The following is a 13931-nucleotide window of genomic DNA, read 5'->3' as shown; positions in this document are numbered from 1 at the left end:
GGCACGGGCAGTGCCACAGCCTCGACTGTCCCAATACGGGGGGGGGATACCCGCCATGAGATCTCATGGACGCGAAGGAACGGGCGGACACGCTGCATGCCGTGCGCCAGACTGTACTGAGGACTTGCAGATCATCAACTCGGTGCCTTGATCATGCCGGGGTCGTCGCTCCGGGCTCGAACCCGCGCCCGGAGGGCGGGGTGGCTGCTGATGGGATGACGATGCCGTGTGCCTTGAGCGGTTTCCTGATCTTCAGCAGGGTGCGGTCCATGGCGGTCCGACTGCTGTCGAACAGCACCGCGAGGAATTCCGCAGTCAGGGCGACTCGCAGGTGGCTCTGACCTGGCCGTTCCGTTCCTGCCTGATGCGCAACGGGCCGCATCGCAGCCTGCGTTCTCGCCCTTCGGTGGCGCGCCGGTACGGGGCGATCGAGGCCGAACCAGCGGCTCGAACGAGCCACGTCCCGGTCACTGCCCCGCCCGCCGCTGTTCATCCGCGATGGCACAACTCCCTGCTCGGCGCCCTGGTCCAACCGGGTGACCACGAGCACCACGGCACACTGACGTCCCGAAGGGGCACTTCCGTATGCGTACTCACCGTCCCATCGCCGCTGCTGCCACCGCCTTCACTCTCGTTCTCGGCGCCGCCGCCCTCGCGACGTCGGCGCCGGCCGCCCAGGCAGCGTCCACCGCCGCCGTCGCCCATGAGGACGGCAAGGAACTGCTCTACAGGGCTGCCCCCGGCCAGCAGAACAAGCTGTCCGTGGACGAGAAGATCGAGCGGCGCGGCGAGTTCGAGTCGTACTTCGTCCTCACCTTCCACGACCGGTACGAGATCGCCATCGACCCGAAGGCGGCGGACGCGGACGAGTGTGTGTACCCCACGCCCGGGGACCGCACCGCCGTACGCTGCGCGGTCAAGATCCCGGAGAACTCGGACGACTCCGACACCTACGCCATCGACACCGGCGACCAGGACGACACCGTGACCCTCGAACCCGACAGTCAGGCATGGGCCCGGGTCCACGGCGGCAAGGGCAACGACGTGATCAAGGCGTCCGCGTCCGCCATGATCCACGGCGACGACGGCGACGACCGCCTCGACGGCGGCGGTGGCCCGTTCGGCTTCGGCTCCTACGGCGGTCCGGGCAACGACACCCTCACCCACTGCGGGCAGGACTGCTACGGCGAAGCGGGGAACGACTCCCTGACCGGTACCGACGAGGAGAACAACCTGCACGGCGACGACGGGGACGACGTCCTGCACGGTAAGGGCGGGGCCGACGTCCTCTACGGCGGGAAGGGCAACGACAAGCTCTACGGCGAGGCAGGCAACGACACGCTGTGGGGCAACAGCGGTGACGACGTCCTGTGGGGAGGCCCCGGCACGGACAAACTCTCCGGCGGTCCTGGCCGCAATGAGGTGCATCAGGACTGACGGGCAGCAGGATTGAGGTGCATCGGAGTTGAGGTGCATCGGGGTTGAGGGGCGGGCGCCCTCCGAAGCCCGGTAAGCGACCGCCCTGGGCGGAGCCGAGGGCGACGGCGAGGATCTCGTTGACGGGGCGGCCGCCGATCGATGTCGCGGTCGCCGGACCCGGCATGTTCGTGTAACACCCTGAAGACTCGTAACCCAGGCCCGCCCCCCCCCACCCTTTCCGGGCGCTTTCCTGATTTGCGCTGTGCCGGAGGCAGGCTTCCCTCAGCGGTTTGCGACCACTTCCAGGGTGATTTTTGTACGGCGCCCGGTCATGCCCTTGGCTTTGGTGATGCCGAAGGCGTATCTGTCTATCGTGGCGGTGCCGTTGGCCGTGATCCGCCTGTCTTCGCAGGTAATCGAACTGAGCGTGATGAGGACTGGCTGCGTTACTCCGCAGACGGTTAATTCTCCCCGCAGTGAGGCGTCCTGGGCGGACCTTTCCAGACGCCGGCTTCGGAAGGCGATCTCGGGATGTCGTGCCACGTCCAAGTAGTCGGAGGACCTTATGTGGTCGTCACGCTGCTGATTGCCGGATTCGAAGCTGGCGGCGTCCATCACGGCTTCTGCCGACGACTCGTCCGGCAACTCGGCTACCGTGATCCGGCCATGGCTGACAGCGAACGTCCCCCGGACCGGGAGCAGTCCGAACATCGCACGCGTGCCGAAACGGACCGTGGATGCCGCTGGGTCGATGTCGTAGGTGCCTGCTTCCGGTAGGGACTGCCCGGCTGTGCCTGGTATCGCCATGAGCGCGTCGCCTCCGCGTGCCGAACCTCTTGGACGGATCAGCCTCTCGCACGCGGTGGTGGCTGCACCAGTCCCCTCGCGCGGCCGGACTCGCCCCGGAGCCCTTCCTCGTGTCGGCTTCTCGTAGTGGACGGACGTGGATACTGTCTGCGTCAGCAACTGGGCATGATGGGGGAGTTGAGATGACGGGTATTGAGGTAGCTGTCGGGATTCTCTTCGCTTGGGCGGTGCAGAAGGCCAGGCGTGTGGCCGGGCGGGCCGATGCGGAGGTCGACCGGGCGCTGGACGCGGCGATGGACGAACTCCATGGCCTGGTGAGCACGAGGCTGGGCGAGCAGCCCGCGCTACTGGAGCTGACCGCCGAGGCTGAAGAGCAGGCCGAGGCAGCTGAGATGGACGAGGGTGCCGGGACGGGCGAGGCTGCCGTGCCCAGTGATCCGGTCCGGCAGCGCATGCAGCGCGCGCTGGCGGACGCGGCCGAGGGCGACGCGGGCTTTGCCGCGGCGGTGGAACGCGCCGTCCAACAGGTGCAGGACGCCCGGGACCGCACGGCCGGCCGGGCATCGGCGGAGGGCGCCGGAGGCGTAGCCGTCCACGGCTCGGTGAACGTCAGCGCCGAGACCGGGGGCGCAGCCGCCGTGACCATGGGGAACGTGACGATGGGAAACCCTCCGCAGCCGGGCCCGCAGCACGGCTGAGCGCGCCCGGCGTCCCCCGAGCCACCTGGGCCGCGCCGGCTCCCGAGGCCGCACAGGCCGCGTACCCGTACATTCCCGGCGGGAACGTCACCCACGCCGTGAACGGGGGAGTGGCGGTCGGGCACGCCGACCAGGTCTCCTACGTGCGCAAGCTACGCCGCGCGCGTGTCCTGCTGGTCGTGGTGCCCGTCGTCGCGACGGGCGGAGCGGTCTTGGCCATCACGCTCGCGCCGCACCAGTCCGCCCCCGAAGACCAGCCGCCGGCGCAGGCGCAGGGGACGCCGTCCTCCTTCGCGTCACCCTCTCCGTCCCCTTCGGCCTCTGCGACGTCCCGGGCCCCCGTAGCGCCGTCCGCCTCGTCTGCTTCGCCCGCCGCGCCCGCGCCGGGCCCGCACAGCTCCGGCGGCCGGGCGCGGACGCTGCCGCAGCGGCCCGCGCCGACGACGCCGATTCCCACCACTGGGGGCGGCGCGCACGGGCGCCCCAATCCGGCGGGGCTCTCCCCGGGCTCCCGCTCCCACCTGGAGAACGTCCAGGCCGGACAGTGCGCTGCCGGGGACGGCACCTTTCCGTCCGTCGGTACCTGTAGTGCCAGCTATGCCTACACCTGGACGCTGCGCTCCACCGGAGGCAACACCTTCGAGCTGGTCAACCGCGCCAGCGGCTCCTGTCTGACGGCGCCCCCGGGCAACGACTACCAGGTCAGCCTCACCAACTGCAGTTCCGGCAACATCCACTGGCGCGTCGACACCACGTCCGCGGCAGGCCAGACCCTGAAGAGCGCCGAAACCGACCACTGCCTGAAGATCGACTCGCCGCCTTTCAGCGGCACCTTGGTGATGGTGACCACCTGTAACAGCGACGACCGGAAGCAGCTCTGGAGAGGCGGTGGGGCGAGCTAGAGGCCGACCTAGAGGCCGAGGCCGACCCAGAGGCCGAGCCGTCTTCAGACGACGCCCGTGGCCTTGAGGAGGGAGAGGACCTCCGTGCCCTCGTGGACGCGGAAGGTCACGGATTCCCTGGCGGCGAGGGCGTCTTCCAGTCGGGGGCGGTAGAGGGGGTGCAGTCGCTTGAGTGCGTCTGCCGCCTCCGTCCACTCGGCGGCGCTGGATTCGGCCGTCGGGTGTGGTTCTCCGGAGAGGGCTGTGGCGATGAAGATGCCTGCGAGGATGCCCCGGCTCGGGTGCTGGTAGACGCCCACCAGGCCGTGGACCTCGACGAGGACCCCGGTCTCTTCCAGCGTCTCGCGAGCGGCGGCATCGCCGAATGACTCAAGTGGATCGACGAGGCCGCCGGGCAGCTCCCAGCGCTCCGGGGAGCGGCGGCGTGCGATGAGGACGTGCCCCATGTCGTTGAACGCGACGCATGTCGCTCCGAGGACGTAGCCCGCGGGAGGCGGGGGAGCCTGCTGGTCCTGGCGCCCGGTCACTGCCCCGCCTCACGCTCGGTGTTACGGAACACCAGGAGGTACCTCCAGAACAGGAGCTGCCGCATCCGGCTCCGTGGCAGGTCGGTGGCAGCGGATTCCCGGACCTCGGCGAAAGACATGGAAGGGGGCGCGACGGGCGCGGTAGTGATATGGCCCCCCGGGGTGCCGGTAGCTGAGGCGTCCGTGGTCGAGGTGCCCATAACCGTGCGGTCCTTGGAGAGTTTTTCCCGGAGGAACACCGCGGTGCGCAAGACGGCGTTCACCGGCACGGCCAGAAGGCCTACGGCGTGGTCCCGGAGCGTGGCTGCCCGGTAGCAGCCGAGAATCACCAGGACGCCGTTCGCGGTCAGCGCTGCGCGAAGTTTTCGTACCGTGTCGAAGGGGACGTGGTGAATGCTGGCCACGCACACGATGTAGTCGTATGTGCCGGGTGGCAGGGTCAGTTCGGTGATATCGGCTTGTTCGAAGCGGATATGCCCGGGGAGTTCGATCGCGGAGGATTGCTTCTGTGCGGCGGCGATGACGTCGCCGTCCGCGTCGACAGCGTCCACGTCGATACCGCGGGACGCCAGTTTCCGAGCGAGCGATCCGGTTCCGCAGCCCACGTCGAGGGCTTGGTGGCAGGTTGCGGGAAGCTCGCGGAGCAGGAGTTCGTGATAGTGATCGTTGTGATTGAACGGCACGACGTCATCATGGCACGGGCTCATCCGCGGTGGTGGCCGCCCCTTCGCCTGTCTCGCTCGGCAAGCGGCGGGCCGGCCGCCAGTGCAACAGGAAGGCGGCGACGGCCAGCCAGCCCGCGCCGAGGAGTTGCCCGGCGAGTACGTCGAAGCCGAAGTGCACACCGAGGAAAACCCTGCTCCACGCGACGAGTTCGGCGCACAGCGCTGCCAGAAGGAGCAATGCCGGCGCTGCCCGGGGTATGAGGGTGGCGAGGTACAGCGCGGCAAGCAGGAATCCGGTGGTCACGCCCACCGCGTGTCCGCTGGGGAATCCGAATCCGTCGGCGTGGAGGGAGGCGCATTCCAGCGTGGGGCGCTGCCGTTCGACCCACCCCTTGAGTACGTTGCTGCTCACCGTGGCGGCGTACGGCACGACCAGGAGTACGGCGGCGGCGATGACGTCCCGCCGGATCAGCGCTACGCACGCGGATCCGGCGGCCATGACCGTCACCGGCCAGGGGTTGCCCCAGGACGTCAGCGCCTGGAGAAGGTGGGTGCGCACCGCTCCGCCGCTTCCCCAGGAGCAGAGAGCTCCGCTCAGCCGCCCGTCCCAGCGGAACGCGACGAGGAGGAGCAGCAGGCAGGCGTGGGCCGCCGCCCACCATCCGAACCATGGCAGGGGCCGGGCCCGGCCCACGGGGTGGCGCCGGTTCATGCGGTGGCAGTGGCCTTCGATATGTGCTCCATCAGTCCGCGGGGGGTACGGATCGTCCGCAGAACGCTGTCCTCGATCCGGCAGTCGAACTCGTCCTCGACACGGCTGATGATCTCGACCTGGTTGAGGGAATCGATGTCCAGGTCCCCGAAGGAGGCGTCGAGCTGGTCCTGCGATACGGCCGTCCCGGTGATCTCCTCCGCCAGCGGCGCGAGAACGGCGATGAACTCCTGCTCGGTCATGACGGTGCTCCCTTTTGTGATGATGGGTCCGCGGCTGGTGACGTGGTGCGGCGCCCGTAGCGGGCACGCCAGTGCATACGCGTGCTGGTCAGGCCCCAGACGGCACCCGCGAACGTGGCGAGGACCGCCATGTCGGCGAGGGCGCTGAGGGCGGCGGGGGTGGTGAGGGAGTGGCGCAGGCTGTCGGCCGCGTACACCGCGGGGTTGAGGTGGCCGATCCAGACCAGGGCATCGGGGAGGAGGCCGGGCGGGACGGCCACCGGGCCTGCGGCCATCATGAGGAGCGTGGTGGCCAGGCTGAGTGAGGACGCCTGTTCGATGGTGCCGGATCTGCTGCCGATGAGGGCTCCGAGCCCGGCCGAGGGCAGGAGGGCGAGCAGGAGGCACAGGGGAGCGAGCGGCGACGGGGTCAGCGGGACGTCGAGCAGGGCCGATCCGAGGAACAGGGTGACCGCGACGGCGGGCAGCGACAGGAGGGAGAACGCCGCGAGCGTGGCGAGGATGAGCGCCTCCCGGCGTACGGGCAGCGCGGCGTAGTACTCGAAGGCGCCGTTGCCGCGCATGAACGCGAAGTTGCTGGCGATCCGGTTCTGGGTCTCGAACAGGATCGCCATGGTGACGCTGCCGGTCAGGACGTATTCGGTGGCCGCGGGACCGGAGGACCGGGCGAACAGGCCCAGGGCGGCGATGCTGACCAGGGGGGCGAGCATGCCGGTGAGCACCATCTGGGGCCAGGACCAGCGCCAGTTGGTGAGCTGGATCCGGAACAGGTCCCAGGCCTGTTGCGGGAAGCTCAGGCCGAGCCTTTCGTCACGCGTAGTTGACATAGACGTCTTCCAGGGTCGCGGTGTGCATCGTGAACTCGGGGAACCGGCTGAGATCCACATCCTTGGTCAGGTGCGGCAGGTCGGCGGAGTCGACCAGGGCCACGACCTTGCCGCGGTGCTGTGACTGCACCCGGACGTAGTCGGGCAGCCCGTGCGTCTCCGCGTCGCCCAGGGTGATCGAGAGGCGGACCTGGGAGTGGAGGGCGGCCTTGAGCTCGGCCGGGGCGCCCAGCGCGGCGAGCCGCCCGTCCTTGAGGATGCCGACCCGCTCGATGACCTGTTCCGCTTCGATCGCGTTGTGGGTGATGAGGATGATCGTGCGGCCGTCGCGCTGGTTGAGGTCCCTGAGCAGTTGCCACACCTGGCGGCGTCGTGACGGGTCCAGCTCGTTGGTCGGCTCGTCCAGGATGAGTACGGGCGGTGACCCGGTCAGGGTCACCGCGATCTGGAGCAGCCGGCGTTCTCCTCCGGAGAGCTGCCGGGCGACCTTGCCGGCGAGGTGGGTCAGGCCGAGCAGTTCCAGTACGGCGTCGCGTTCCCGCCGGGCGGTCCTGGCGGCGACGCCGCGCAGGTGGGCGCTGAAGTAGACGGCCTCCTTGACGGTCAGGCTGTTCAGGGCGAAGGCGGTCTGCGGCATGTAGCCGACCGTGGCCGTGGTGAAACGGGGGTGGGCGAAGACGTCGCGTCCGAGGAGCCGTACCGTTCCGCCGTCCGGCCGCACCAGGCCGATCATCTGCTTGACCAGGGTCGTCTTCCCGGCGCCGTTGCTGCCCAGCAGCCCGAAGAACTCGCCCTGCCGGATACGGAAGGACATGTCCGTATTGGCCGGGCGGGAGGTTCCGTCGTACTGCTTGTGCAGGTCCGCCACCTCATATGCGTACGGTGCGCTGTCGGGCATGCTCACCTCCCCTGTGCCGCGTGGCGCCAGATCCAGCGGACCACGGCCGCGGCCCCCGTGATGTCGCCGGGGGGAGCCGGCTGCACCGCCGTGCGTCCGAAAGAGCGGTAGAAGCCGCTCATGGCCGGGTCGCTGGGCAGGTAGCCGTGGGACGCGGACGCCACGCTCTCCCGGGCCGCGACGTCGCCGTACTGGAATTCGATGTGCCGGCCGCAGGTCACGGTCAGGCGGCCCACCCGCGGGCTGCTCACCGGCAGCTTCAGACGCTTCCGTTCGGGCGGGGTGAGCAGGCCGACGGACGGATCGAGCGCGCGCAGCGCACGGCCGAGGCGCTCTTCCTCCGCGGCCGGCAGGGGGGCGTCCGCGTACAGGTAGGCGCAGTTGCTGTCGCCCTGGAACACCATGCGGTCGGCGAGGCCCAGGTCCGCCAGCACATGGTTGGGGCGAAGGTGCGTCTCGACGTAGTCGATCCCGTGGTCGGAGAACAACAGGAACTCCGCGTGCTCGCCGACGGCTTCGGCGAGCCGCCCCACGCAGGCGTCGATCCGGGCGTAGACGTCCAGGATCTGCTGCCACGCCGGGTCCCGCTCGCGGGCGCTGCCGCGCACCGCGTGCCAGTACAGGAACTCCTGAGCGTGATCGGCCTGGTTGAAGCGTACGAACAGGACGTCGGGGTCGTGCTTTTCGAGGACGTCGAGGGCGGTCTGTTCCACCCACTCGGCGCGGGGCGCCTCATGGAAGGTGTGGTGCGGGTTGGCGGTGTACTCGACGTGCAGGGACGCGGGGCCGTCACCGCCGCGGAGCGGTACGGGATCGAGGCCGCCGAAGCCCATGGTGATCACGGCGGTTCCCAGGCGTACCCGTATCCGGCCGGGGTCGAGCAGCGTGCAGGAGGCCGCGACGGAGACGGCGCCGGAGGTCACCGGGATGTCCAGCCGTACGGGGCGGGAGCCGTCGGCCAGGACGGCGTTCTCCCTGTCGCTGCCGACCGTGATGGTGTCCGTCCGCTGGTCCAGATGCACATACAGGGGCAGTTCGTGCCCCAGGTAGGAGAGCGTCACCCGGGCGTCGGCGGTCCCGTCGCCGCCCGGCGCGAGCGGGACGACGAGATCGCGGGCGGGTGCGTACAAGCTGTAGCAGCTGGGGATCGCCTGCCGGGCGCCACGGGAGAAGGTCTGCGGGAAGTGCACGGCGGCGGCTGACGCCCCTTGCCGGGCGAACCAGTCGAGAAGGCTGGGAGCGGTCAGCGAGTCTTCCTCGTAGGGGTGGAAAGCGGACAGGGGGTCGTCCGCGCGCTGCCGGATCTCCGCGGCGCTCTCCCGCTCCCAGAAACGGTTCCCCACGATGCCGTGCCCTTCGGGGTGCGTACCGGTGAGGAAGGACGCGTGGGACGGCGCCGTCGAGGAGGGGAAGATGCTGCGCAGCTCGTGGACGGCGGTGCCCGGCACGGCCGGCAGGGCCCGGGTCAGGTCGAAGAAGTCGTGCTCGCGGATGATCCCGGGCAGACCGCCGTCGACACAGATGACGATCATGCGTCGGCGCCGCCCGCTCACGAGGTCGGCTCCATCGCCGTCGCGCCGTCCCCGGCCCCGTCACCGGCCGGGTCCGACGCCGGGTGGAAGGTGACGTTGTGCTGGTGCAGCAGCCACGCGCCGCCGGAGTCGCCGGGGCGGTACTGCCAGTGGGTGATCCCCGCGTGCGCCACGGACAGTTCGACCCGGCCGGACCCGCCGCACAGCAGTTCGTTGACGGCGTCGAAGAAGCCGCTGTGGGTGACCAGCACGATGCGCTGGTCCGCCCCGGCCCGGTGGCACAGCTCGCTCACGCAGGTGGCGACCCGGGTCATGAACACGTGCCAGGTCTCCGCTCCCGGTGACGGAGGGCAGCGCCGGTCCTCCCGCGGGTTCGGCAGCGGTCCCGCCGCGTCGGACGACGCCCAGACGATCTCGTTGAGACGCGGATCCTCCCGCACGTCGAGGGCGGTGTGCCGCGCCACGATATCGGCGGTCTGCCGGGCGCGGGGCAGCGTACTGGTACGCAATGCGGTGGGGTGCCGGTCGGCCAGCCAGCGCGCGGCGGCCTGCGCCTGGAGGCGCCCGTGCCCGGTCAGGAAGGGACGGTGCGGATCGTGCGTTCCGGCGCGGTCTTCGGCGTGGCGCAGCAGGTAAAGGTGCATGTCACTCCAGCGAGGCGGGTGTACCGGTGTGCCAGTCCCACGCCGTACGGACGATGTGGTCGAGGTCGCGCTCTGCCCGCCAGCCGAAACGGCTCAGCGCCAGATCCGGATCGGCCCAGGACAGACCGGGGTCGCCGGGCCTGCGCGGCGCGGTCGTCACGGTGGTGTCCTTCTCCGAGACGTGACGCAGGGCGTCGATCAGCTCGCGTACGCTGACGGGTTGCCCGCGGCCGAGGTTCACCGGCCCGCACCGTTCGTCCGTGTCCAGGCCCTCCAGTACCCGCACATGCGCCTGCGCGAGGTCCTCGACGTGGATGTAGTCGCGCAGAGCCGTGCCGTCCGGAGTCGGATAGTCGTCGCCGAAGATCCGCAGCGCGGGAGCCAGGCCCAGGGTGGCCCGTACCGCCACGGGAAGGAGCTGGGTCGCCGCCGGACCCGCGTACTCGCCCAGAGAAGCGTCGTCGGCCGCGCCCGCCGCGTTGAAGTACCGCAGGTTGGCGTAGCGCAGCCCGGTGGCCTGTCCGTAGGAGGCGATCATCCGCTCGGACAGGTACTTCGTCTCTCCGTACGGACTCTCCGGACGCACCGGGGCGGTCTCGTCGACCGGGCAGATCTGCGGCGTGCCGTACACGGCGCACGAGGAGGAGAACACGAACCGCTCCACGCCTGTGCGCGCACACAGGTCGAGCACGTTCTGCGTGCCCGTCACATTGACGCCGAAGTACGTGCCGATGTCGCGCAGCGACTCCTCCGAGGACTTCAGGGCCGCGAAGTGGATTACGGCCTCCGGGCGGAACTCCTCGAAGACCGGACCCATGCCCGCCGGGTCGCGGATGTCCGCCATCCGCAGGGGGCAGCCCCGGACGGCCTCGCGACGGCCCGTGCTGAGGTTGTCGACCACCACGACCTCGTGGCCGGCCGCCAGGAGACGGCGGACGGTGAAGGAGCCCACATATCCGGCACCCCCGGTGACGAGCACTCTCATCCCACATCAACTCCGCTCGGTCCGGTGGCCATGGGTGTGCGCAGTTCCCGTCCGGTCATGAACGCTTCGGCCGCTTCCACGCCCACCTGCGTCCCCCGGTAGGCGGCCAGCGTCCGCACGGCCGCCAACGAGCGGGGGTGCGGCGGGTCGTAGACCTCGTCGGGGTAGGCGGCCAGAGCCCGGCACTTGGCCTCGACGTGCCCGGTCACGTCGTAGAACACATCAGGGGTGAAGGGGGCCACCAGGCCCGTCTGCTGTTCCGTCGAGGACAGGACCTCGAAGTGGAGCACCTGCCGGACCGGGCCCGCGCCGAGGATCCGCGTGCCGTACTGCACGGCGTGGGCGACGCTGCGGTGGTCCGCGTGGATGTCGCCCGGGTGGTGGGTGAAGACCACTTCGGGCGCCACCTCGCGCAGCACCCGGCCGATCGCGCCGACGACCTGGCTCTGCGGAAGATCCGCCGGCAGCCGGCCGTCGGCTGCCAGGCCGCCGAACGAGATGTCGGCGGCCCCCAGTTCCTTGGCCGCTGCCTGACATCGTTCCCGCGCCAGGTCGAGCGTCGTCCCCGTGTGCCGCAGGGACACCCCCTCGGCGAGGATGTGGATGTGCACCTGCGCCCCCTGCCGGCTCAGCGCCGACGCGGTGGCCCCGGCACCGAGCGTTTCGTCGTCCGGGTGCGCGGCGATGACGAGGGCCTTCACACGTGCTCCGGAGCCGGGCGCCCGGTGTCCGCGGCGGAAGCCGTCGGCACTGGCAGGACACCCGGGCGGACCAGCGCGCCCATGGCGTAGAGCCGGTGGGTGAGCACAGCGGGCGTCAGCCGGGTGGGCTTGAGCAGCTGACGCGGATCGCCTGCTTCGAGAGACGCACGGACCACCGCATGGGTGTCGCCGTCCAGTTCCATGATGTGCGAGGTACGCGGCACGAAGACGAAGCCGCCGTCCGTCTCGTCGCGCACCCGCACGTCGTCCCAGACCAGCTCGTCGACGAGCGCCTCCGGGCCGAGGCGCTCCAGCGCCAGCAGATCCAGCCGGTGGACGAGGTATTCCACGCGCCGGGCCGAGCGATGTCCGCCGCGTACGGACTCGCGTCCGGCGGCGCCCATCGCCTCGGCCTCGGCACGGTCGCCCAGGAGCCGCTGCATCGCCTGCCGCAGGTCCTCGTCGTCCATGACCAGCAGACCGTGCCGCTCGTCCGTCACGAACTCCGGGATGCCCCCTTGTACGGAGGCGATGACCGGCCGGCCGGCGGCCATGGCCTCCTTCAGGGCGAGCGGACCCGTCTCCGGCACCGTACTGGCCAGCACGACGGCGTCACCGGCCGCGAGCAGCGAGGCGACCTCGTCCTGGTGGCCGAGGAAACGGACCCGGTCGGCGACTCCCCGTTCGGCGGCCTGGTCCGTCAACTCCGCCTCCAGCGGCCCGCCACCGGCGATCACCAGCAGCGGCGGCGTCACCTCCGGCGGCAGTTCGAGATCGGCGAAGGCGTCGATCACCCGGTCGATGCCCTTCTCCCACTCCAGACGGGCCAGCACGAGGAAGACGAACTGGTCGGCACCAGCGCCCAGTTCATGGCGTCCCGCGTCGCGGTCCGCCGCGTCCAGAGCCTTGAGCAGAGACTCACCGACACCGCTGGTGAGCACCTCGACCTGGTCCTCCTTGAGGACGCCCGCGGTGATCAGCGGCTCGAACTGGCGCTGCCGCTGCTCCCGGGACGTGGCGAGGACCAGGTCGACGCCGCTGAACAGGTCACGCACTTCGTCGGTGGTTCCCAGCGGAAAGGCCGAGTGGCGGAAGAGGCACACGGCCGCCTCGGCGGAGTCCTGTGACCGGGCTTGGTGGACGGCGGCGGCGTCCGCCCGGCCGGAGACGCACACGACGTGGGGACGCTCGCGCCGCAGCGCGCTCCGGACCCCGTCGACCGCGTCGCCCCCGGCGAACCCCGGCACGCCCACGGTCGCCACGCCTGCGGTGCGGCACCGCTGGAGCATGGCGCCGCCTTCCTCCGCGACGACGGTGACCGCGTGACCGGCCTGTGCCAGTCCCAGCGCCGTGTCGTACATGTAGCGATGCTTGCCGCCCCAGACCTGGTCGGAGACGGTGAGGAAAATTTCCATCAGTTCCGGACACCCCTTCCGAAGATTCCCGGGCACGAGCCGGGGATGGTCCACAAGGCGCTGAACGCGCGCAGAGCGGCGAGGCGGGCCGTGCCCACACCTCCGAGCACGGCGTAGGTCATACCGCTGGCCCGCGCTTCGCGCAGACACTCCTCGATGAGCGTGGTCGCCAGCGACAGATCCTGCCCCCGCGCCTCGGGCACCAGCGCGATCGTCGACAGCATCCCCAGCCGCGCGGTGTCATAGGCGAGGAAGCCGAGCAGCCGGTCCTTGGGCGGACGCTCCTTGTCCCGGTCGACCACGATCACGGACGAGATCGGGTCCCGGGAGAACGAGCGGTGGAGCTCGCTCGCCCAGCCACCGCCGAAGGTGTCCTTGACCCAGTCGATGAGCAGCAGCTCCTCGCTGGCCTCCGGGCGCCGAATCCACAGGTCCCGGCCGTTGACCGTCAAGGACGTGGGAGCGGAACTCGGCACCCAGGTCCGGAAGTCGACGAAGAGATCGGCCCACTCCAGGCTCCTGTCGTCCCGGCGCACCGCGCTCCTGTACTCGGTGGAGTCGGGGATCCACCACGCCGCCCGCCGCAGTTCCGGCGGGAAGCGGTCCGCGTGGTCGGCGACGTCCACCAGCGCATAGGCGTACCCGAGCCACTGGAGCCGCTCCAGCGCCACGTGGACAAGGAGCCAGTGCACGTCCGCACGGTCCGCCGGGGGGACCGCGGCCGTCGTCTCGCAGGCACCCACCGTGCCCGGCCCCTGGACGTTGAGGCCGCACCGCCCCAGAACGTCGTCTCCCCGGCGCAGTTCCACGAAGGACTCGGCCCGGGGGCCCGCGGACGGCCTGAACCGCGGTACGACAGGAGCGGCGTCCCGCGACGAGCCGCCGGAACCCAGCGCGTCGAGCCGGGGCCGGGACGGGGTGACGTCATACAGGCGGATCAGCGCCTCCTTGGCCATC

General features: G+C 70.4%; 16 protein-coding genes and 1 pseudogene. 3 read left to right on the top strand and 14 right to left on the bottom strand.

Features of this window, described 5'->3' with window-relative positions; all coding sequences use genetic code 11:
• Positions 1–134: 134 nt before the first annotated feature.
• A pseudogene (locus tag A6A06_RS43250) lies at positions 135–334 on the bottom strand (ISAzo13 family transposase); the annotation flags it as partial.
• A 251-nt stretch (positions 335–585) separates the two neighbouring features.
• Between A6A06_RS43250 and A6A06_RS32935 the strand changes: the two are divergent.
• The gene (locus tag A6A06_RS32935; protein WP_073766475.1) at positions 586–1437 is read left to right on the top strand and encodes a calcium-binding protein; all 852 of its coding nucleotides are present in this window, start codon (positions 586–588) and stop codon (positions 1435–1437) included.
• A gap of 264 nt (positions 1438–1701) precedes the next feature.
• On the opposite strand, the gene A6A06_RS32930 is transcribed toward A6A06_RS32935, so the two are convergent.
• Positions 1702–2226 carry a YceI family protein gene (locus A6A06_RS32930; protein ID WP_073766473.1) on the bottom strand — a complete coding sequence of 175 codons (525 nt, stop codon included), beginning with the start codon at positions 2224–2226 and terminating at the stop codon, positions 1702–1704.
• Positions 2227–2453: 227 nt separating this feature from the next.
• Here A6A06_RS32930 and A6A06_RS42325 point away from each other — a divergent pair, with 227 nt between their 5' ends.
• Positions 2454–2924, top strand: coding sequence for a hypothetical protein (locus A6A06_RS42325; RefSeq protein ID WP_199931328.1), 471 nt, complete (start codon positions 2454–2456; stop codon positions 2922–2924).
• 98 nt (positions 2925–3022) lie between these two features.
• Positions 3023–3826, top strand: coding sequence for an RICIN domain-containing protein (locus tag A6A06_RS32920; RefSeq protein WP_199931327.1), 804 nt, complete (start codon positions 3023–3025; stop codon positions 3824–3826).
• Positions 3827–3870: 44 nt separating this feature from the next.
• Here the strand turns inward: A6A06_RS32920 and A6A06_RS32915 are convergent, their stop codons facing one another.
• Genes A6A06_RS32915 through A6A06_RS32860 form a run of 12 tightly spaced genes read right to left on the bottom strand, consistent with a single transcriptional unit; the run spans position 3871 to position 13930 of the window.
• Positions 3871–4353, bottom strand: a complete 483-nt coding sequence (locus A6A06_RS32915) for an NUDIX hydrolase (protein WP_242441073.1) — start codon at positions 4351–4353, stop codon at positions 3871–3873.
• Complete coding sequence (locus tag A6A06_RS32910; RefSeq protein WP_073766467.1) at positions 4350–5036, bottom strand: class I SAM-dependent methyltransferase; 687 nt, start codon at positions 5034–5036, stop codon at positions 4350–4352. Before A6A06_RS32910 ends, A6A06_RS32915 begins: the two co-directional genes overlap by 4 nt.
• A gap of 7 nt (positions 5037–5043) precedes the next feature.
• A complete protein-coding gene (locus tag A6A06_RS32905; protein ID WP_073766465.1) occupies positions 5044–5730 on the bottom strand; it encodes a phosphatase PAP2 family protein in 687 nt (228 codons plus the stop codon).
• Positions 5727–5972: an acyl carrier protein gene (locus A6A06_RS32900; RefSeq protein ID WP_073766463.1), complete on the bottom strand. Its 246-nt coding sequence runs from the start codon at positions 5970–5972 to the stop codon at positions 5727–5729. Before A6A06_RS32900 ends, A6A06_RS32905 begins: the two co-directional genes overlap by 4 nt.
• Positions 5969–6799 (bottom strand): ABC transporter permease, encoded by an 831-nt coding sequence (locus tag A6A06_RS32895; RefSeq protein ID WP_073766461.1) that lies wholly within the window; start codon positions 6797–6799, stop codon positions 5969–5971. The genes A6A06_RS32900 and A6A06_RS32895 overlap by 4 nt, the downstream gene beginning before the upstream one ends.
• Positions 6783–7697, bottom strand: coding sequence for an ABC transporter ATP-binding protein (locus tag A6A06_RS32890; RefSeq protein ID WP_073766459.1), 915 nt, complete (start codon positions 7695–7697; stop codon positions 6783–6785). Before A6A06_RS32890 ends, A6A06_RS32895 begins: the two co-directional genes overlap by 17 nt.
• A 2-nt stretch (positions 7698–7699) precedes the next feature.
• On the bottom strand, positions 7700–9250 hold the full coding sequence (locus tag A6A06_RS32885) for an alkaline phosphatase family protein (protein ID WP_242441072.1): 1551 nt from the start codon (positions 9248–9250) through the stop codon (positions 7700–7702).
• Positions 9247–9873 carry a histidine phosphatase family protein gene (locus A6A06_RS32880; RefSeq protein WP_073766455.1) on the bottom strand — a complete coding sequence of 209 codons (627 nt, stop codon included), beginning with the start codon at positions 9871–9873 and terminating at the stop codon, positions 9247–9249. The genes A6A06_RS32885 and A6A06_RS32880 overlap by 4 nt, the downstream gene beginning before the upstream one ends.
• 1 nt (position 9874) lies before the next feature.
• Positions 9875–10858 carry a UDP-glucose 4-epimerase GalE gene (galE, locus tag A6A06_RS32875; protein WP_073766453.1) on the bottom strand — a complete coding sequence of 328 codons (984 nt, stop codon included), beginning with the start codon at positions 10856–10858 and terminating at the stop codon, positions 9875–9877.
• Positions 10855–11559, bottom strand: coding sequence for a PIG-L deacetylase family protein (locus tag A6A06_RS32870; protein ID WP_073766451.1), 705 nt, complete (start codon positions 11557–11559; stop codon positions 10855–10857). Before A6A06_RS32870 ends, galE begins: the two co-directional genes overlap by 4 nt.
• Complete coding sequence (locus A6A06_RS32865) at positions 11556–12974, bottom strand: glycosyltransferase family 4 protein (RefSeq protein ID WP_079194521.1); 1419 nt, start codon at positions 12972–12974, stop codon at positions 11556–11558. Before A6A06_RS32865 ends, A6A06_RS32870 begins: the two co-directional genes overlap by 4 nt.
• A complete protein-coding gene (locus A6A06_RS32860; protein ID WP_073766449.1) occupies positions 12974–13930 on the bottom strand; it encodes a GNAT family N-acetyltransferase in 957 nt (318 codons plus the stop codon). The genes A6A06_RS32865 and A6A06_RS32860 overlap by 1 nt, the downstream gene beginning before the upstream one ends.
• Position 13931: the final 1 nt, after the last annotated feature.

The sequence above is a fragment of the Streptomyces sp. CB02923 genome, from assembly GCF_001905005.1.
Lineage (GTDB): Bacteria > Actinomycetota > Actinomycetes > Streptomycetales > Streptomycetaceae > Streptomyces.
Note: the sequence above shows the minus strand (reverse complement) of the source record. Positions and strands in the feature narration are given on the sequence as shown.

Coding starts and splice junctions, on each gene's coding strand:
- A6A06_RS32935 (WP_073766475.1), top strand. CDS start 586: ATGCGTACTCACCGTCCCATCGCCGCTGCTGCCACCGCCTTCACTCTC.
- A6A06_RS32930 (WP_073766473.1), bottom strand. CDS start 2,226: ATGGCGATACCAGGCACAGCCGGGCAGTCCCTACCGGAAGCAGGCACC.
- A6A06_RS32905 (WP_073766465.1), bottom strand. CDS start 5,730: ATGAACCGGCGCCACCCCGTGGGCCGGGCCCGGCCCCTGCCATGGTTC.
- A6A06_RS32900 (WP_073766463.1), bottom strand. CDS start 5,972: ATGACCGAGCAGGAGTTCATCGCCGTTCTCGCGCCGCTGGCGGAGGAG.
- A6A06_RS32895 (WP_073766461.1), bottom strand. CDS start 6,799: ATGTCAACTACGCGTGACGAAAGGCTCGGCCTGAGCTTCCCGCAACAG.
- A6A06_RS32890 (WP_073766459.1), bottom strand. CDS start 7,697: ATGCCCGACAGCGCACCGTACGCATATGAGGTGGCGGACCTGCACAAG.
- A6A06_RS32880 (WP_073766455.1), bottom strand. CDS start 9,873: ATGCACCTTTACCTGCTGCGCCACGCCGAAGACCGCGCCGGAACGCAC.
- galE (WP_073766453.1), bottom strand. CDS start 10,858: ATGAGAGTGCTCGTCACCGGGGGTGCCGGATATGTGGGCTCCTTCACC.
- A6A06_RS32865 (WP_079194521.1), bottom strand. CDS start 12,974: ATGGAAATTTTCCTCACCGTCTCCGACCAGGTCTGGGGCGGCAAGCAT.
- A6A06_RS32860 (WP_073766449.1), bottom strand. CDS start 13,930: ATGGCCAAGGAGGCGCTGATCCGCCTGTATGACGTCACCCCGTCCCGG.